The organism is Actinomadura rifamycini DSM 43936, assembly GCF_000425065.1.
In the GTDB taxonomy this organism is placed as follows: domain Bacteria; phylum Actinomycetota; class Actinomycetes; order Streptosporangiales; family Streptosporangiaceae; genus Spirillospora; species Spirillospora rifamycini.
On record NZ_KE384301.1, the window covers coordinates 132,920 to 151,380 of the forward strand.

The window sequence follows — 18,461 nt, forward strand, 5'->3', positions numbered from 1 at the left end:
AGAACATGTATGCGTGTCTTGAGCATGATGCCCAGTGACAGATGCCCAGTGACGAGAGTGGCCGTGAGGATACCCGCGGCGGACAGAGCAGGAGAAGACAGGGTGCGAGCAGAGGGGGCCGCCACGTGACCGAGTCAGCGAATCCGCTCCGGGATCCGCGGGACAAGCGCCTGCCGCGGGTCGCCGGGCCGTGCGTGCTCGTGCTGTTCGGCGTCACCGGCGACCTGTCCCGCAAGAAGCTGCTGCCGGCCATCTACGACCTGGCGAACCGGGGCCTGCTCCCGCCGGGGTTCTCGCTGGTCGGTTTCGCCCGCCGGGACTGGGAGAACGAGGACTTCCGGCAGATCGCCTACGAGTCGGTGAAGGCGCACGCCCGGACCCCGTTCCGCGAGGACGTCTGGCGGCACCTGTCGGAGGGCATGCACTTCGTCCCCGGCGAGTTCGGCGACCCGGGCGCGTTCGAGGCGCTGGCGATGGCCGTCAAGGAGCTCGACGAGAGCCGCGGCACGGGCGGCAACTACGCGTTCTACCTGTCGATCCCGCCGAAGTTCTTCCCGCAGGCCGTGGAGCAGCTGCAGCGCAGCGGCCTGGCCGACCGGACGGACGGGTCGTGGCGGCGGGTCGTGATCGAGAAGCCGTTCGGCCGCGACCTGGCGACCGCCAAGGAGCTGAACGCCACCGTCCACCGCGTGTTCCCCGAGGAGTCGATCTTCCGGATCGACCACTACCTCGGCAAGGAGACGGTGCAGAACATCCTGGCGCTGCGGTTCGCCAACTCGATGTTCGAGCCGATCTGGAACCGCGGGTACATCGACCACGTGCAGATCACGATGGCCGAGGACATCGGAATCGGCGGCCGGGCCGGCTACTACGACGGCATCGGCGCGGCCCGCGACGTGATCCAGAACCACCTGCTGCAGCTGCTGGCGCTGACGGCGATGGAGGAGCCCACGTCGTTCAGCGCGGAGGCCGTCCGCGCCGAGAAGGCCAAGATCCTGTCGTCGGTGCGGGTGCCGGGCAACCTGGCGGAGTCCACCGCGCGCGGCCAGTACGCGGCGGGCTGGCAGGGCGGCGTGAACGTCAAGGGCTACCTGCAGGAGGACGGCATCCCCGCCGACTCCCGCACCGAGACCTACGCCGCGGTCAAGCTGGAGATCGACAACCGCCGCTGGGCGGGCGTCCCGTTCTACCTGCGCACCGGCAAGCGGCTCAGCCGCCGCGTGACGGAGGTGGCGCTCGTGTTCCAGCAGGCGCCGCACCAGCCGTTCTCGCAGACCGACACCGAGGAGCTGGGGCAGAACGCCCTGGTCATGCGGGTGCAGCCGGACGAGGGCATCACGGTCCGGTTCGGCTCGAAGGTGCCCGGCACCTCGATGGAGATCCGCGACGTCAACATGGACTTCGCGTACGGCGAGTCGTTCACCGAGGCGTCCCCCGAGGCGTACGAGCGGCTGCTGCTGGACGTGCTCATCGGCGACCCGCCGCTGTTCCCCCGGCAGGAGGAGGTCGAGCTGTCCTGGAAGATCCTCGACCCGATCGAGGAGTTCTGGGCCGAGCGCGGCGACCTCGACCAGTACAAGTCCGGCGGTTACGGGCCCGACAGCGCCGACGAGCTGATGGCGCGGGACGGCCGCTCGTGGAGGAGGCTCTGATGAACATCGACCTCACCGGGACCTCGACCCGCAAGATTCAGGACGCGCTGACGCAGGCGCGGCACCTGATGGGCGGGCCCGCGGTCGGCATGGTGCTGACACTGATCATCGTGACGGACGAGTCGGCGCAGTACGACGCGGTCCGCGCCGCGACGGAGGCGGCGCGGGAGCACCCGTGCCGGGTGCTGACCGTCATCTCGCGGGACCCGCGCGGCAACTCCTCCCGCCTGGACGCCGAGATCCGGATGGGCGAGACGGGGCCGGGCGAGACGGTGCTGCTGCGGATGTACGGCCCGCTCGCCGAGCACGCCGACTCGGTCGTCGTCCCGCTGCTGATGCCCGACACCCCCGTGGTGACGTGGTGGCCCGGCGGGAAGGTGCCGAAGGTGCCCGCCAAGGACCCGCTCGGCCGGCTGGCGCAGCGCCGGGTGACCGACGCCTACGCCGCCCGCGACCGGCTCGGCACCCTCGCGCAGCTCGCCGCCGGGTACCGTCCGGGCGACACCGACTTCACCTGGACGCGGGTCACGAACTGGCGGTCCCTGCTGGCGGCGGCGCTCGACCAGGACCACGACGAGATCCTGTCCGGCGAGGTGATGGCCGAGCCGGACAGCCCCAGCGCGGAGCTGCTGGCGGCGTGGCTGTCGATCCGCCTCGGGGTGCCCGTGGAGCGCACGGTCTCCGAGGGGCCCGGCATCACCGGCGTCCGGCTGCGGACGGCGTCCGGCGACATCGTGGTGCACCGCCCGGACGGCCGCGTCGCGACGCTGTGCCGGCCGGACCAGCCGGACCGGCAGGTGTCGCTGATGCGGCGGCCGATGTCGGAGCTGCTGGCCGAGGAGCTGCGGCGGCTCGACCCCGACGAGGTGTACCAGGAGGCGGCGGCCCGGTTCGCCAAGGACCTCGCGGGCGCGGCGGGGGACGCGTGAGCGCCCCGCTGGCGGTCCCGCACCCGGACGCGGACGCGGTCGCGCAGGCCGCCGCGGCCCGGCTCGTCACGGCGATCGCCGACGCCCAGGCCGAGCGGGGCGGCGCGTCGATCGTGCTGACCGGCGGCGGCGTCGGCACCGCCGTCCTCGCGGCCCTCGGCTCCTCCCCCGCCCGGCGCGCGGTCGACTGGCGGCGCGTGGACGTGTGGTGGGGCGACGAGCGGTTCCTGCCGTCCGGTGATCCCGAGCGCAACGAGACGGGCGCGCGGGAGGCGCTCCTCGACCGCGTCGACGTCGACCCGGCCCGCGTGCACGCCATGCCCGCGTCCGACGGTCCCGACGGCGACGACGTCGACGCCGCGGCGCGGCGGTACGCCGCCGAGCTGGCCGCGGCGGCCGGCGGGAACGGTCCAGTGCCCGCGTTCGACGTGCTGATGCTGGGCGTCGGGCCGGACGCGCACGTCGCGTCGCTGTTCCCCGGGATGCCGCAGCTGACCGCCGCGGGCCCGGTCGTGCCGGTGCGGGACGCCCCGAAGCCGCCGCCGACCCGGATCTCGCTGACGTACCCGTCGCTGCGGGCCGCGCGGGAGGTGTGGCTGCTGGCGGCGGGCGAGAGCAAGGCCGACGCCGTGCGGCTCGCGCTCGCGCCCGGCACGGCACCGGAGAAGGCGCCGGTGGCGGGCGCCCGGGGCGCCGAGCGCACCCTCCTCCTGGTGGACCGCGCCGCCGCCGGCGGCGGGCCGGGGCCCCGGTAGCCGGACGGAACACGGTTCCCGCGCCCCGGGCGGCCCGTGTGACGGGCGGGGGGCGCGGGAATGACCACGGGCATGCAGAAGCTCTCGTTGGACGCGCAGGCCCGCAGGCTCCTCGAGCAGGCGTCCGCCGCATCGTCGGGGCGGGCGGCCGAGACCGTCCACGGCGGGCACGAGCACGTGCTGCGGCAGACGCTGATCGCGCTGACGGCCGGCACGGGCATGTCCGAGCACGAGAACCCGGGCGAGGCCACGGTGCTGGTGCGGTCCGGGCGCGTCCGGCTGCGCAGCGGCGACGACGCCTGGGACGGGATCGCGGGCGACCTGCTGATCGTCCCGCCGGCCCGCCACGCCCTCGACGCGCTGGAGGACTCGGTCGTCCTGCTGACGGTCGCGAAGCTCGGCTGATCCCCGCGGGGGGCTACCAAAGTCGATCGTCCGGGCGACCTGCGGCCACTGCCGGCGGGGCGCCCGGCCGCTAGCGTGGTGCGCGTGAGTCTCCGCAGGTCCTTCCGCGAGTGGGTCCGCGACGTCTTCGTCACGGCGTGCGCCCTCGTGATCGGTCTTCTCGTCCTCGCGGGCGCCCGGGACACCTATGAGGCGGTCTCGGGATGGGAGGACGTCAAGGAGGCGGTCCTGGGCGGCATCAGCATGCTGGTGCTGCTGCTGTTCCGCCGGTCGCGCCCCATGCACACGGCGCTGTTCCTCACCGTGTGGGGGCTCACCAGCTCGGTGGCGTGGGGCGCCACCGCGATGGCGGTGTTCGGCGTCGCCGTGCACCGCCCCTGGCGGTCCGCGCTCGCCGTGGCCGGGCTGAACTGCGGGCTCATCCTCAGCGCGTTCCTCGGCCTGCCGGCCGACCTGACGACGCGGGAGCGGCTGGAGTCGGTGGCCGTCTTCGTCCTCGGCTACGCGCTCCTGGTCGCCACGGGGCTGCTGATCCGGTCGCGGCGGCAGCTCGTCGAGTCGCTGCGGGAGCGGGCGCGGCAGGCCGAGGAGGGGCAGCGGCTGCGCGTCGAGGAGGCGCGCCACCTGGAGCGGGAGCGGATCGCCCGGGAGATGCACGACGTCCTCGCGCACCGCATCTCGCTGCTGGCCGTGCACGCCGGGGCGCTGGAGTTCCGCCCGGACACGCCCGAGGAGCACCGCGAGGCCGTCGGGATCATCCGGCGCAGCGCGCACGAGGCGATGGAGGACCTGCGGGAGGTGATCTGGGTGCTGCGCGCCCCCGGCGCGGGCGAGGACCCGCAGCGCCCGCAGCCGACGCTCGCCGACGTCCCGGAGCTGGTCCGGGAGGCGCGGGCCGCCGGGGCCCGGATCGAGCTGGACGACCGGGTGCCCGATCCCGCCGCCGTCCCCGACCGGGTCGGGCGGCACGCCTACCGGATCGTCCAGGAGGGGCTGACGAACGCCCGCAAGCACGCGCCGGACGCCGCCGTGCGGGTCGTCCTGGACGCCGGGCCGGAGCTGACGATCGAGCTCGACAACGCCACGGCGCCCCGCCGGGAACCGGCGCTGCCGGGCGCCGGGGCGGGCCTGGTGGGGCTGGCGGAGCGGGTGGCGCTGCTCGGCGGGACGCTCGAGCACGGCGCCGCAGGGGGCCGGTTCCGGCTCCGCGCCCGGCTGCCCCTGTGAGGATGCATGGCGGGCGGGGCGCCGGGGCATGGGGAGGGACATGGCTTCTGAGTCTTCCGCGCGGCCCGTCCTGGAAGAGCTCGACCGGGCGGAGTGCCTGCGCCTCATCGCGCCCGGCGGCATCGGCCGGGTCGCGTTCGACGACGGGGAGGGCCCCACGGTCATCCCGGTGAACTACGCGGTCGACGGCGAGTCGGTGATCTTCCGCACGTCGGAGTCGGCGCGGATGAACCGCAGCCTGCTGACGGCCGTGCCGGGCGGGCAGGTCCGCATGGCGTTCGAGGTCGACCGGATCGACTCCGCGACGCACGAGGGGTGGAGCGTCCTGCTGCGCGGCGGCGCCCATCCGCTGTCGGAGGACGAGCGGGACGCCGTCGCGAGCGTGGAGCCGTGGCCCGCCGGGCACCGCGGCGCCTGGTTCAGCCTGACCGCCGGAGAGGTGAGCGGGCGGCGCCTGCACCGCTCCTGACGCCCCTCCGGCCCCGTAGAGTCTGCGGCATGGATTCCCTCCGCGTGCTCATCGTGGACGATGACGCGCTCGTCCGCGCGGGCCTGTCGATGATGCTGTCGAACGCGGGCGACCTCGACGTCGTCGCGGACGTCGCCGACGGCGCCGAGGTCGTGCCCGCGGTGAACGAGCACCGGCCCGACGTGGTGCTGATGGACATCCGGATGCCGCGGCTGGACGGGCTGGCCGCGACGGAGCTGCTGCGGTCCCGCCGCGATCCGCCGGAGATCATCATCCTGACGACGTTCGACACCGACGACCACATCGTGCGGGCGATGCGGGCGGGCGCGAGCGGGTTCCTGCTCAAGCACACCCCTCCCCCGGAGATCATCCGCGCGATCCGGCAGGTCGCCGCCGGGGAGCCGATGATGTCGCCGACGGTGCTGCGGCGGCTGATGTCGTACGCGGCGGGTTCCGGGGTCGACCCGGCCCGCGACCGCGCCCGCGGGCTGCTCGGCCGGCTCAGCGACGGCGAGCGGGCCGTCGCGCTGCTGGTCGGCCGGGGCCGGACGAACGCCGAGATCGGCCGCGAGCTGTCGCTGAGCGTGGCGACGGTCAAGGCGTACGTCTCCCGCCTGCTGAGCAAGCTCGAACTGAACAACCGGGTGCAGGTCGCGCTGCTCGTCCACGACGCCGACCTCGGCGAGTAGCCTCAGCGGCCGCGCGGCTCCAGCGGGACGTGCCGCAGCGCGAGCGCGGCCGCCAGGCCCACGGCCAGCAGCGGCAGCGCGGACAGGAACACGGCCGAGAACGCGTGCGCGAAGGCGTCGGCCGCGCCGTCCCGGACGGGCGCGGGCAGCGTTTCGAGGACCTCGGGGCGGACGGCGTCCCGCAGCGGCGGCGCGTCCCCGGGCATCCGGTCCGCGGCCTCCGCGGCGAACCGGTTCGTCACGATCGCGCCGAACACGGCCGTTCCGGCAGCGGTGCCGAGCATCCGCGTCGCGAACACCCCGGAACCCGCCGCGCCGAGGTCGCGCCGCGGCGCCGCGTTCTGCGCGATGAGCACGACGACCTGCTGCGACAGGCCGGCTCCGAAGCCCAGCACCGCCATGTACAGCCCGGCGGCGAGCATGCCCGTGCCGGCGTCCATGCCCGCCAGGAGCGCGACGCCCGCGGCGCTGACGGCCATGCTCGCGGCGGGGAGCCGGTGGTAGCGGCCGGTCCGCGCGATGTAGCGCCCGGCCAGCAGGGAGGACGCGAGCAGGCCGAGCATCATCGGCAGCACGAGCAGTCCGGAGCGGGTGGCGTCCGCTCCCCCGACGACCTGGAAGAACATCGGCAGGTAGGTCGCGAGCCCGAAGCCGGTGGCGCCGCCGACGGCCGCGACGGCGCAGGCCGCCGCGTACGAGCGGTCGCGGAACAGCCGCGGCGGCACGACCGGTTCGGCGGCCCGCCGCTCGGCGAGGAGCCAGGCCGCGAACAGGACGGCCGCCCCGGCGGCGAGGCCGAGCACCGCCGGCGACGTCCACGCGTGGTGCGTCCCGGCCCGGCTCGTGAACAGGGTGAAGCAGGTGACGGCGGCGCCGAGCAGCACGATGCCGAGGTAGTCGACGCGCGGTTCGCGGTCGGGCGCGGGCAGCCGCAGGAACGCGACGATCACGACGGCCGCCGCGACGCCCAGCGGCAGGTTCAGGTAGAAGGCCCACCGCCAGGACGCGTGGTCGGTGAGGAAGCCGCCGAGGATCGGCCCCGCGACGGTCGCGACCGCGAAGTTGACCGCGGAGTAGCCCTGGTACCGGGCCCGCTCCCGGGGCTCGAAGAGGTCGCCGGTGAGCCCGAACGTCGAGCCCATGAGGCAGCCCGCGCCGGCGCCCTGCACCGCCCGGAACACGAGCAGCCAGGCCATCGACGGCGCCGCCCCGCACGCCGCCGAGCCGGCGAGGAAGGCCAGCAGCCCGATCAGGTAGACGGGCTTGCGGCCGAACAGGTCGCCGAGCCGTCCGGAGAGCGGCACCGTGACGCTCGTCGCCAGGATGTAGGCGGTCGAGACCCACGCGAGCCGGTCGGCGCCGCCGAGGTCCCCGGCGATCGTGGGCAGCGCCGTCGCGAGCACCGTCGCGTCCAGCGACGACATCAGGCCCGCGAGCATGAGGCCCCCGAACACCAGCACCCGGCGCCGGGGGGTCATGCCGTCCCCCGGCGCCCGCCCATCCGTTGCCACGGTCATCCGTGCACCTCACATTCATGTGCGAAAGTCAGATGAATGCTAGACGCACATACATGAGCGACGCAACGGCGGCGTTAGACTCTCCTGCCATGAGCGAGGAGGCGATCGACGCCGTCGAGCGGAGCATGGTGCGGCTGCGCCGCGGGATGTCCCGGCAGCGGCTCGGCAAGGCGGCGGTCCGGGAGCACAACCTCCCCGTGGACGTGCAGGTCCTGCACGTGGTCGACATCGTCGACGAGGGCCCGGACCGGCCCGGCCAGGAGGTCAGCGTCGGGCTCGTCGCCGCCCGCCTCGGCGTGGACGCCTCGCGCGGCAGCCGCATCGTCGCCGAGGCCGTCAAGTCCGGCTACGTCCGGCGGGTCGCCTCCCAGGAGGACGGGCGCCGCATCCACCTGGAGCTCACCGACGCGGGCCGCGCGGTCGTCGAGGCCACCCGCCGCACCCGCCAGGAGCACTTCGCGAGGGCGATGGGCGACTGGACCGACGCCGAACGCGCCGAGTTCGCCCGCCTCCTGGCCCGCTTCGTCGACGGCTACGACGGCTGAGCCGGATACGGCGCCGGGCGAGGCGGTGAACCGGCGGCGGCGGTGGACCGGGCTGACGGGCCGGGCGTATCCTCCGTCCGGTGAAGCCGCTCGAGCTCGACGAAGTGGAACCGGACGACACGCGGACCGCGCTGGGCGGGAAGTGCCGCGGCCTCGCCGTGCTGCGGCGCCACGGGTTCCGCGTGCCCGCGACATGGGTGCTGCCGGCCGGACCCTCCCCGGCCGATCTCGGCGGCGCCGACCTCGGCGGGCTCGCCGGCCCGGGTTCGTGGGCCGTCCGCAGCTCCGCCGCCGTCGAGGACGGGCCGGAGCACTCCTTCGCCGGGCTCTTCCGCACCGAACTGGGAGTCCCGTTCGACGGCCTGCCGGGCGCCATCGCCCGGGTCGCCGGCTCCGGGGCGGCCGAGCGCGTCCGGGCTTACCAGGCCAGGGCCGGCCTCGCCGTCCGGGACGTCGAGGTGGCCGTCGTGCTCCAGCGGTACGAGCCGCCCCGGGCGGCCGGAGTGTGGATCGGACGGACGCCGGACGCCGGCCGCCTGGAGTGGGCGTCCGGCGAGGCCGAGGAGTGCACCGGCGGGAGCGGCACCGGGCCCGCCGGGCGGGCCTGCCTCGGAGTGCAGCGCGCTCTCGGAGGCGTGGCGGACCTGGAGTTCGCCGTCCTGGAGTCGGGATTGACCTGGGTGCAGTACCGGCCGGTCACCCGGCCGGTGCCCGAACGGGTCGAGAACGCCGGGCCGCTCACCGGCGTCCCCGCGTCACCGGGCGTCGCGACGGGGACGGTGGCGCGCCCGGCCGATCCGTACGACCCGTCCTGGCGGCCCGGGTCGGTACTGGTGATCGCCGACACCGGTCCGGACTGGGTGCCGCTCATGGCGGAGGCGGCCGCCATGGTCACCACCGTCGGCGGGAATCTGTGCCACGCCGCCATCGTCGCCCGCGAGCTGGGCGTCCCCTGCGTCACCGGGGTCCGGGACGCGCTCCTGAGGCTGGGCGACGGAACGCGCGTCACGGTCGACGGGGGCGCCGGCGTCGTCAGGGTGACCGGGCGATGAGCAGTTCGTACAGGTCCCCCACGGTCTCCACGTCGACGATGGCGGGCACATCGATCAGCGACGTGCCGTAGGTCAGCTCCAGGACGACGAGCAGCTCCAGGGCGTCGAGGGAGTCGAGCCCCAGTCCGCGCGCGATATCGTCCTCCGGGCGGATCGTGCGCCGGATCCGCTTGGCGGTCTCGTAGGCGTCCTCCAGGACGGTGAGGAACTCATCCAGCGAAGGCCGACTCGACATGGACCTCTCCCGTCGTTCCGTCGATGGTGATCAGATCCCCCGGGCGCAGCGCGGAGACGTCGGGGTGGCCGACCACGGCGGGCAGCCGGTGCTCGCGGGCCAGGATGGCGATGTGGGACATCGCGCTGCCCCGCCCCGTGACGACCCCGCCGACCAGGCCCAGCAGGGGCGCGGCATCGGCGTCCGCCGACTCGCAGACCAGGATCGCGGACCCGTCCTCCGGGACGTCGTCGGCGGGCGGGTGCACCACCACGCCCGTCACGCGGCCGGGCGACACTCCCCGGGCGCGGGCCGCGCCGGGCCGCACCGGCCCCGCCCCGCCGGAGAAGTCGAGGCGGTCGGGCATCGGCGTCCCGACCGCCTCGGCGCAGGCGGCCGCGCGGTCGGCCGCGCGGTCGGCGAGGCCGGGAGCGAGGTGGACGCGGCGGAGCTCCTCGATCGTGAGGTAGGGCCATTCCGTGTCGTCCAGCGACCAGTGGCGGGCCAGCTCCGGCAGCACCCTGCGGTGAACGTGGAGCGTCCGCATGACCAGGGATTTCGAGTGCTCCCTGGAGGCCATCATCTCCGCCATGATCCGGGCGAGCGCGCCGACCGGGTGACGGCGCCGCCGGCTCAGCATGCCGATCGCGGCCTCGGCCGGGTCGACGACGGGATCGGTGCCGGGGCCGCCGCCGGGCTCGGAGCCGGGTCCGGTGCCCCGCCGGACGGCGAACCGGGACCACGGCTCCCGCCCCTCGGCCACCTCGTAGAACGAGGTGCCCAGGAACTCGCCGGGCGCGAGGTCGCCGGTGAAGGCGTGCAGCCGGTCCCACACCAGTTCCCCGGGCCGGTTGAGCCACGGGGTGACGGTCTCGGCGTGCGGGACCATCAGGCCGTTCACCCGCCGTTGCACGACGGCGAGCGGCACCAGCCCGGTGGCGGCGACGATGTGGGCGTCCCAGGCGTCGTCCAGGATCGGCGCGGCGCGCGTGAGGACCTCCACCATGCCCGCCTCGCTGCGCAGCGACACGGCGGTACGGGCGAGCATCTCCAGGTCGGCGACCTCCTCCTCCAGCCGCAGCAGCGACGGGCCGAGCCGGGTCAGCTCGCGGATCAGCCGCGGCAGCGCGGCGGCCTGCCGCAGCCCGCCCTCCCGCGCCTTCCCGAGCCGCGGCGGGCGGGTGCCCTCGAAGTAGGCGGCGGTGACGTCCTCGGGGCTCACCATGGGCAACCGGCTCGCCAGCCGCGTGTAGGCGGACAGGTTGTGGTAGGGCTTGCACGCGAAGTAGCCGACGAAGACGTAGTGGCCGCCCTGGGCCCAGGAGCGCTCCCCCCAGCAGCGCCGGACCAGGCGCCGGGTGGCCCGTTCCATGGGCGTGCCGACCAGCGACCAGGACACGGGCGAGATCCGGTCCGGCGCGACCTCCCCGAAGTTCCCGGCGCTGTAGACGGGGAACGCCGGGTTCGGGTCGACGTCGATCGGCGGGAAGCGCGGGTTCATGCGAAGACCTCCCGGCCCGTCGCCTCGAGGTATCCGGCCGGGCAGCGCGGCGGACCGCCCGGGACGGCGTCCAGGACGGACGGGTCCAGGTCGAACCACGGCTCCGCGTAGCCGAGGAGGGCGTCCGGCGTCCCGGTGCGGGACGCGAGGAGGCGCTGCAGGCGGCCCACCGTCGCGCTGTCGACGATGCGCGGGACGCGGCCGAGGGGGCGGCACAGCGCCCGCAGCACCTCCGCGAGCGTGGGGTCCGCGGGGTCGAACCAGGTCCAGGTGCGTCCCGAGGCGGGCGTCTCGACCGCGCGGTGCACCACCTCCGCCGCACCCGTCACCTCGCCCGCGTAGCACGGGAACTCCCCGCCCTCGCGCAGGTGGACCGGGTACCCCTGGAGCAGCGGCGGCAGGACGGCGAGCAGGCCGTGCCGCGCCGACAGGGTGCCCGCCGCCGGGGGGACGCCCAGGAGCGGGCCGAACCGCACGCTCGTGGACGGCACGTCACGGGCCGCCCGCACGAGACTCTCGGCGACGTACTTGCCGTACTCGTACCAGTTCCGGAACGTCTGGCCGACGTACAGTTCGCGGTTCCCGACCCGGCCGGACGCGCGTCCGAGCGCGAGCAGCGACGAGACGTGGACGAGCCCGGTGAACCGGTCGCACGTGCGGGCCAGGCCGAGCACGCTGCGGATCCCCGCGGCGTGCAGGTCCAGGGCCGTGTCCGGCCCGCAGTCCCAGTCGACGCTGCCGAAGGCGGTCACGATGTGGGTCACCTCGGCCCTGACCTCCTCGAGCGCCGCGCCCGCCAGCGCGAGCGCCGGCCGGGTCACGTCGCCCCGCAGGGTGCGCCGCGCGGGTCCGCCGCCGGAGCGGCTGAGGCCGATCACCTCGTGGCCGGCCCGCTCCAGGCGGGCGCACACCGCGCCGCCCAGGTAGCCCGAGGCGCCCACGACGAGGACCTTCATCCGGGGAACCTCGCCATCGAGCCGCCGGCGGCCACGGCGTCGGGCCGCCGCGGCGGCCCGAACAGCAGCCCGGCGAGCAGGCCGAGGCCGGCTTCCGGGAGCCCGCCGCCGAGCAGGGCCGCCAGCCGCGACCGGTCGAAGACGCGGTCCAGCCCGACGTAGCGCAGCCCGATGAGCGCGTTGTGCGCCGTCGGCGTCAGCGGCAGGAACCGGTGGGCGTTCTGGCTCGTCCAGACGATCTGGCGGGCCGACGCGGAGACGACGCGGGGCGCGCGCCGGAACCGCTCCGGATCGGCGGTGAACGCCGCGTCCAGCAGGCCGCGGACGCTGGGAGCCGTCTCGCCCAAGCCGAGATGGCAGATCAGCGCCTCGGTGCCCGGCAGCCCCGCCAGCCGGCGCACCGCCCGCAGCAGCGTGCGCGCGGCCACGTCCCTGGGGAGCGCGTCCACCCGCGCGGCGGGCATCGCGGGCAGCACTCCGCCGGGCAGGTCGTCCCAGCGGTCCGCGAGCATGTAGAGGGAGTTGCGGCGGAGCGTCCGCCCCGTCGCGCTGTTGCCCACCAGCGCGCACAGCCGGAGGATCAGCAGCGGGGAGTCCTCGCCGGCCAGCGCCGTCAGGCGCCGCTCCGCCAGCAGCTTGGCCTGCTCGTAGACCGTCCGGTCGGCACGGCGCGGGTAGGGCTGTTCGGCGACCGCGCCGACCGCGCCGCCGGCCGCGTAGGCCGACCCGGCGTACAGGTAGGGGATGCGGCGCCCGGACAGCGCGGTGAGCTCCCGGGCCAGGAGGTACCCGTGCTCGGCGCCCAGCACGTGCGTGGCGTAGATGTCGCTGCCGCGTCCGGCCCAGTTGGTCTGGCCGGCGAGGTTCACGACGGCGTCGGCCTCGTCCGCGAGCCGCCGGACCGCGGCCTCGTCCAGGCCCCAGCGGTGCACCCGCACATCGCCCCGCACGGGTTCGCCGACCAGCGCCGGATCGGGCGGCCGCAGCCGCCCCGCCGTCCGGCGTCCCGGCTCCGGGACGCGCAGCAGCGGGATCATCGTGCAGCCCGCCTCGCCCATCGTCTCCAGCAGGCCGGCGCCGAGCTGACCGGTGGCGCCCGCCACCAGGAGCCTCATTCGCCGGTCCCGACGGTGGCGTCGTAGGCGGCGAAGTCGGGGACGAGCCCGGACGCCACCATCTCCCACATCATCTCGTCCGTCCCGCCGCCGACCCGGCCGATCCGGACGTCCCGCCACATCCTCGCCATGGGTGTCTCGTCCTCCAGGTATCCGGCGCCGCCGAACAGGTGCATGCATTCGGTGACCGTCTTCTCCGCGAACCGGACGGCGGTGACCTTCAGCGCGGCCGCCTCCCGCGCGCCCGCGCCGCCCGGCTGGAACGCCGTCGCGGCCGCGCCGTGCACCCCGGAGCGCAGCACGACCAGTTCGGCCTGGAGCCGCGCCAGCCGCAGGCGGAGCGCCTGGTGCTCGATCAGCGGCCGGCCGAACTGCTCGCGGCGGTGCAGGTGCGCGCAGGCCAGCCCGATCGCCAGCTCGCACACCCCGACCGCGTGCGCCGCGACGGCCATCCGCTCGTGGCTCAGCGCCCACGTCGCCACGGTCAGGCCGAGCCCGGGGCGGCCCACCATCGCCTCGCCGGGGACCCACGTGTCGACCGCCGTCCAGGTGGTGTCCAGCGACGCGGTGCCCAGCTTGGTCAGCCTGCGGACCTCGCGCAAACCCTCGGCGGGGACCTGGACCAGGCTGAGGGCGGCGAGGCCCGAGTCGCCCGTACGGCACAGGAGCAGGGCGAAGTCGGCGGCACGCCCCAGCGACAGGAACTTCTTCTCACCGCGCACCCGCCAGCCCGTCCCGTCCCGGACCGCCGTGGTCGCGATGCCGTTCAGATCCGAGCCGCCGGTGGGCTCGGACGCGCCGAAGCAGCCGACCAGATCGCCGCTCAGCACGCCCTCCAGCGTGCCCGCGAGCAGGTCCGACCGGCCGTACCGGGTGAGGGCCGCGGCCACGGTCTCCACCACGACGCCGACGCCGATGCCGACACCGCCCGCCCGGGCCAGTTCCTCCGCCAGGATCGCGGCGCGCCCCGGATCGCCGCCCGGACCCGGCGTCCAGCGTTCCCGGATCAGCCCGGTGCGGCCCAGCGCGGCGAGCGCCGCGCGGGGGAACTCGCCCGCCTCCTCCGCCGCCGGCACCAGCGGCATGATCCCGTCGTCCACGGCGGCGCGGACCCGGTCGCGGAAGGCGTCCACGTGCGGGCCGGTGAGGCCGGCCCCGTACAGCGGCGGCGTCACGGCCGGGCCCCCGCGTGCTCGGACGAGGCCAGCAGCGGGCCGTCGATCTCCCCTGCCAGCAGCCGCCGCCACATCGTGCGGCGGCGGGGCTTGCCGCTGGAGGTCAGCGCGATCACGCCCGCCTTCACCCGCACGACGCGGACGGTCACGTCCGGACCCACCAGCGGGGCGAGGCAGGCGACGACGTTCTCCGCGGACGGCGCCGCCGTGAGCACGCACACGGTCGGCTCGTCACCCAGGTACCCGGCGAGCACGGCGGTCCGCTGCCGGGTGAGCAGCCCTTCCTCCGCGAGCGCCGCTTCGAGGTCCTCGACGTACACGTTGCGCCCGCGCACCTGGAGGCTGTCGCCGATGCGGCCCACCACGTACAGCTCCCCGTCGAGCAGGAAGCCCGCGTCGCCGGTGAACAGCTCGCCGTCCTCGAACCGGGTGGCCCGGTCCTCCTGTTCGCTGGTGTGGCCCAGCGCCACCGACGGCCCGCGCACGGCGATCTCTCCGAGGCTCCCGTCCGGGAGAGCGCGGCCGGCGTCGTCGACGATCCGCACCGTGAGCCCGTCGAGCGGAGTCCCGCAGCCCACGTGCCAGGTCCCGGGTCCGGCGGGCGGGCGGCGCGAGACCGTCGCCGAGCCGACCAGCGGCAGCGGCTCGCCCATCCGGACGGGTCCGGGGGCGACCGCGACGGCTCTCGCGACCCGGCCCAGCGGTGCGCAGGAGACGCCGAGCGTGGCCTCCGCCAGCCCGTAGGCGGGTCTCAGCGCCGACGGGCGCAGGCCGCAGGGGCCGAGCAGCTCCAGGAACGCGGCGGCCGCGTCCAGGCGGACCCGTTCCGCGCCGGTGACGATCGCCTCGACCCCGGACAGGTCCAGCCCGCCGAGCCGGTCGGGCCGGACGCGCCGCACGACGTACTCCAGGCCGAAGTTGGGCACCAGCATGACCGTGCCCGGCCGGCCGTGGTGCTCGCGCAGCCAGCGCAGCGGCTGCTGGACGAACTGCTCGGGCCGCATCAGCCCGACGGACTCCCCTCGGACCACCGGGGTGAGCAACCCGAAGATCAGACCGAGGTCGTGGTACAGCGGCAGCCAGGACACGCCGGTGCCCGCCGCCCGGTCGGCCCAGCGCTGCCCGATCATCGCGATGTTGGCCTCCAGGTTGCCCCGGCTCACCCTGACGCCGCGGGCCCTGCCGCGCGAACCCGAGGTGAACTGCAGGAGGGCCGTCTCCGCCGGCGTCCACGATCCGGGCGCGGCGTCGCGCGCGTCCGGGGGCGGGAGGACCGCGCGGGACGGCCCGGCGACGTCGGCCGCCACCTCGGCCAGGTCCCGTTCCGCGAGGACCAGGGCGGCGCCGCACTCCTCGATCACGTGCGCCGCGTGCGCACGCCACCGCCGGGTGTCGCCGAGGGCGGCGGGCGGGGCGAGCGGCGCCGGGGTGCCGCCGGCCGCGAGGACCCCGAAGAACGCGGCGGCGAACCCGGGCCCGGTCCGGTGCAGGACGGCGACGGCCTGCCCGGTGGTGAGCCCGTGGTCGCGCACGTCGCGGGCGGTCGCGCGGACGAGCTCGGCGAGCCGCGTGTACGGGACGGACTCCCAGGTGCCGTCGTCGGTCAGGTACCGCAGTCCTTCGGACGCCGACGGCGCGTCGAGCCATTCCAGGAGCCCGGCGGTCACGGCAGCTCCAGGGTGAGCCGCAGGTCGCGGTGCAGTTCCATCCAGACCTCGTGGTAGGAGTCGCAGAGCACGCCGGTCAGCGCGGTGGAGTCCCCGGACTCGAAGCGGTCGCGCGCGGCGGTGAGGCGGCTCGCGTACCTGGCGTAGCGGGGCCGTGCGCCGGCCATCCGCTCCGCCACCGCGAGCAGGTCCCGGTGCAGCTCCGCCAGTTCCGCGCGGGCGGCCGCCTCGGCCGTCTCCCCGAGTTGCCGGCGGGTGCACAGGTCCTTGACGCGGTGGTCGAGCGGCAGGAACCGCTCGTGGCAGGCGCGCAGCACCCCGGCGGCATCGGGCGCGAGGTCCGCGCGCAGCTCCGCCGCGTGCAGCGACCGTCCCCGGGCGGTGACCCGCCACGCCTCGCGGGCGGCCACGAAGACCGCCGTGCCCGCGGCGGCGTGGTCCTGCGCGGCGCGCCGGACGGCGGGCTCGGGGCGGCCGGTCATCAGCGTCAGGTGCGCGGTTCCCGCCGTCCCCTTCACGCACAGGGCGTGCAGCACCTCGAAAGCGTCCCTCACCGGTGCCCTCCGGACGCGGCGGGCGCGGCCACCGCGTCGGCGAAGCCGAGCAGGACACGCGCGGGCAGGTCCTCCGTCAGCTCGGCGGCGGCCTTCCGCGCGAGGCCGCGCTCCTCCAGGCAGGCGGCGGCCGCCGCGGCGAGCGCCGCATCGCGCAGCCCGGCGTCGGCGGCGAGCCGCGCGGCGGTGAGTCCGGGCTCGTCGAGCAGCTCCGGGAGGGCCGAGACCCGCCCGTCGAGCATCGCCGCCAGGGAGGTGTCCAGGCGGGTGCGCTCCCCGCGCAGCGCGAGGAGGTCCTCGGCGTGCACGAAGGCGCGGCCGCAGTGCCGGCCGAACTCGCGGAGCGGGGCGACGGCCCCGGAGGGCGCGTCCGCGAGCAGCGCCCCCGCCCGGAGCGGATACTCGAACATCGCGGCGAACACGTCGGTGGCCGAGGTGCCCGGGGCGGCGTCCAGGTACCGGGCCCGCAGCACCGTCAGCTCCGCGAGCCAGTCGGAGAACGACCACGACAGCTCGGGTGCGTGCTTGGCGACCAGCGTGCACGCCTGGGCGAGGAGGAAGTCCCCGGCGAGGACCGTGGTGGCCGACGACCAGTCGACGCCCCGGCCGCCGGGCAGCGCGGGCGCCGCCGGGCCGAGGAAGGCCAGCCCGCCGAGCGAGGCCAGCTCGATGGCCGAGCCGGTCGTGACGCGTCCGATGTCGGGGAACGCGCCGGCGCTCATGAGGCCGGCGCACAGCAGCACCGCCGGCCGGAGGCTGCGGTGGGTGGGCCCGCCGCCGGTGATGAGCATCCGCGCGATGAACGGCCACTCCCGCCGGACGGCCGCGACCGACACCTCGTCGCAGCCGGCGAGGAAGGGCTGCAGCAGCAGCGACTCCTCCGCGCCCGCGTCGAAGGGCTCGGCGGCGGTCACGCCCGCGATGCCCTCGGGCAGCAGCACCGCCCGGCGGCCCTTGGAGAAGAACGGGTGGTCGCTCTCGGCGGTCGCCGCGAGCACCCGCCAGGCGAGGTGGTAGCGCCGGGCGGCGTGCCGGGCCGTCTCGAAGTAGCCGACGAACGCCCGGGCGAGCGCCCTGCCGTAGGAGCGCGCCGCCGCCTCGGGGTCGCCGGGGTGGCGGGCGATGGACTCGGCGGCCAGCAGCCCGCTCTGCACCGCGTAGCTCAGCCCCTCGCCCGTGAACGGGTTGACGAGGCCGGCGGCGTCGCCGACCACCAGGCGGCCGTCGTCCACCGCCTGCTCGGGGGCGAAGCCGCTGTCGACCGGGCCCCACGAGAGCGGGCCGTCCGGGCGTGCTCCGGCGAACCGCGGATCGGCCTCGGCGAGCCCCTGGAGGGCCCCGGCCATCAGGGCCTCCGGGTCCCGGCCGCCTCCGGTGACGCTGATCGTGACCCCGCCGCCGGAGGCGGGCAGCACCCAGACGCAGGACGGCTGGGCCTTGGGGTCGGCGGCGTCGGGAGTGACCAGCTGGAGCAGGATCCGGTCATCGGCCTCGACACCGGTGAAGCGGCGCGCGCACTGCGACCGCGCGCCGGCGGCGCCGGCATCGCCGCCGGCATGCCGGCGGCTCGAGGCGGCTCCGGTGGCGAGGACGACGTGCGCGGCGGTGACGACCGAGCCGTCCGCCAGTGTCGCGCGGTGGCCGTCGCCGGTGCGGTCCAGGCCGGTCACCCGTCCGCCCAGCGGCACGGCCCCCGCCTCGGCGGCGGCAACGCGGAGCGACGCGGTCAGCCGGGCGCCGTCGCACACGGCCATCCCCGCGTCGTCGATCACGCGCCGGGTGCGGGCGCCGAACCACAGGTCGAGCGTCTCGATCGGACGCGTGGACGCCTCGTCCCATCCGCCGAGCGTCCCCAGGGCATGGCGGGCGGGGCCGCTGACGATGACGTCGTGGAACGTTCCCCCCGGCGGGTCGTCGCAGAGCGCCGTCCGCAGGCCCCGGCGGGCGAGGGCGGCGGCCGCCGCGGTGCCGGCGGGGCCGCCGCCGACGACGAGGACATCGACCTGCTCGGTCACGGGCGTCTCCAAAGTGTGGTCGGT

18 protein-coding genes are annotated in these 18,461 nt (G+C 75.8%); 9 read left to right on the plus strand and 9 right to left on the minus strand.

Going from position 1 to position 18,461, the window contains the following annotated elements; translation table 11 throughout:
• Nucleotides 1–125: 125 nt before the first annotated feature.
• From zwf to H505_RS0137435, 7 genes are all read left to right on the plus strand, one after another.
• Nucleotides 126–1,652, plus strand: coding sequence for a glucose-6-phosphate dehydrogenase (zwf, locus tag H505_RS0137405; RefSeq protein WP_026406051.1), 1,527 nt, complete (start codon nt 126–128; stop codon nt 1,650–1,652).
• Nucleotides 1,652–2,581 (plus strand): glucose-6-phosphate dehydrogenase assembly protein OpcA, encoded by a 930-nt coding sequence (gene opcA, locus H505_RS46835; RefSeq protein WP_034521809.1) that lies wholly within the window; start codon nt 1,652–1,654, stop codon nt 2,579–2,581. The genes zwf and opcA overlap by 1 nt, the downstream gene beginning before the upstream one ends.
• Complete coding sequence (gene pgl / locus H505_RS0137415; protein WP_026406052.1) at nt 2,578–3,336, plus strand: 6-phosphogluconolactonase; 759 nt, start codon at nt 2,578–2,580, stop codon at nt 3,334–3,336. The genes opcA and pgl overlap by 4 nt, the downstream gene beginning before the upstream one ends.
• A 72-nt stretch (nt 3,337–3,408) precedes the next feature.
• Entirely contained in the window at nt 3,409–3,741 is a 333-nt protein-coding gene (locus H505_RS0137420) for a cupin domain-containing protein (protein ID WP_026406053.1), read from the plus strand.
• A gap of 84 nt (nt 3,742–3,825) precedes the next feature.
• Nucleotides 3,826–4,968, plus strand: coding sequence for a sensor histidine kinase (locus H505_RS46840; RefSeq protein WP_157433269.1), 1,143 nt, complete (start codon nt 3,826–3,828; stop codon nt 4,966–4,968).
• 40 nt (nt 4,969–5,008) lie between these two features.
• On the plus strand, nt 5,009–5,437 hold the full coding sequence (locus H505_RS0137430) for a pyridoxamine 5'-phosphate oxidase family protein (RefSeq protein WP_026406054.1): 429 nt from the start codon (nt 5,009–5,011) through the stop codon (nt 5,435–5,437).
• A gap of 29 nt (nt 5,438–5,466) precedes the next feature.
• A complete protein-coding gene (locus H505_RS0137435; RefSeq protein WP_034521814.1) occupies nt 5,467–6,126 on the plus strand; it encodes a response regulator transcription factor in 660 nt (219 codons plus the stop codon).
• 2 nt (nt 6,127–6,128) lie between these two features.
• Here H505_RS0137435 and H505_RS46845 read toward each other — a convergent pair whose 3' ends face one another.
• Complete coding sequence (locus H505_RS46845; RefSeq protein ID WP_034521817.1) at nt 6,129–7,643, minus strand: MDR family MFS transporter; 1,515 nt, start codon at nt 7,641–7,643, stop codon at nt 6,129–6,131.
• Nucleotides 7,644–7,732: 89 nt separating this feature from the next.
• On the opposite strand from H505_RS46845, the gene H505_RS0137445 reads away from it, so the two are divergent.
• Together H505_RS0137445 and H505_RS52225 are read left to right on the plus strand one after the other, a co-directional pair.
• A complete protein-coding gene (locus tag H505_RS0137445; protein ID WP_125611910.1) occupies nt 7,733–8,188 on the plus strand; it encodes a MarR family winged helix-turn-helix transcriptional regulator in 456 nt (151 codons plus the stop codon).
• Between the two features lie 80 nt (nt 8,189–8,268).
• Nucleotides 8,269–9,240: a PEP-utilizing enzyme gene (locus tag H505_RS52225; RefSeq protein WP_026406057.1), complete on the plus strand. Its 972-nt coding sequence runs from the start codon at nt 8,269–8,271 to the stop codon at nt 9,238–9,240.
• Here the strand turns inward: H505_RS52225 and H505_RS46850 are convergent.
• From H505_RS46850 to H505_RS0137490, 8 genes are read right to left on the minus strand one after another with little or no spacing between them, the layout of a single operon-like run.
• Nucleotides 9,221–9,475, minus strand: coding sequence for a phosphopantetheine-binding protein (locus H505_RS46850; RefSeq protein ID WP_034521820.1), 255 nt, complete (start codon nt 9,473–9,475; stop codon nt 9,221–9,223). The two genes, H505_RS52225 and H505_RS46850, sit on opposite strands and share 20 nt — an antisense overlap.
• Complete coding sequence (locus tag H505_RS0137460) at nt 9,450–10,955, minus strand: PEP-utilizing enzyme (protein ID WP_026406058.1); 1,506 nt, start codon at nt 10,953–10,955, stop codon at nt 9,450–9,452. Before H505_RS0137460 ends, H505_RS46850 begins: the two co-directional genes overlap by 26 nt.
• On the minus strand, nt 10,952–11,911 hold the full coding sequence (locus H505_RS0137465) for an NAD-dependent epimerase/dehydratase family protein (protein WP_026406059.1): 960 nt from the start codon (nt 11,909–11,911) through the stop codon (nt 10,952–10,954). Before H505_RS0137465 ends, H505_RS0137460 begins: the two co-directional genes overlap by 4 nt.
• On the minus strand, nt 11,908–13,026 hold the full coding sequence (locus H505_RS0137470; protein ID WP_084551263.1) for an SDR family oxidoreductase: 1,119 nt from the start codon (nt 13,024–13,026) through the stop codon (nt 11,908–11,910). Before H505_RS0137470 ends, H505_RS0137465 begins: the two co-directional genes overlap by 4 nt.
• Nucleotides 13,023–14,201: an acyl-CoA dehydrogenase family protein gene (locus H505_RS0137475; RefSeq protein WP_211238637.1), complete on the minus strand. Its 1,179-nt coding sequence runs from the start codon at nt 14,199–14,201 to the stop codon at nt 13,023–13,025. Before H505_RS0137475 ends, H505_RS0137470 begins: the two co-directional genes overlap by 4 nt.
• Nucleotides 14,198–15,868: an AMP-binding protein gene (locus tag H505_RS46855; RefSeq protein ID WP_051301601.1), complete on the minus strand. Its 1,671-nt coding sequence runs from the start codon at nt 15,866–15,868 to the stop codon at nt 14,198–14,200. Before H505_RS46855 ends, H505_RS0137475 begins: the two co-directional genes overlap by 4 nt.
• On the minus strand, nt 15,865–16,422 hold the full coding sequence (locus H505_RS50850; RefSeq protein WP_026406062.1) for a hypothetical protein: 558 nt from the start codon (nt 16,420–16,422) through the stop codon (nt 15,865–15,867). Before H505_RS50850 ends, H505_RS46855 begins: the two co-directional genes overlap by 4 nt.
• The gene (locus tag H505_RS0137490; protein ID WP_169528909.1) at nt 16,419–18,437 is read right to left on the minus strand and encodes a lycopene cyclase family protein; all 2,019 of its coding nucleotides are present in this window, start codon (nt 18,435–18,437) and stop codon (nt 16,419–16,421) included. Before H505_RS0137490 ends, H505_RS50850 begins: the two co-directional genes overlap by 4 nt.
• Nucleotides 18,438–18,461 lie beyond the last annotated feature (24 nt).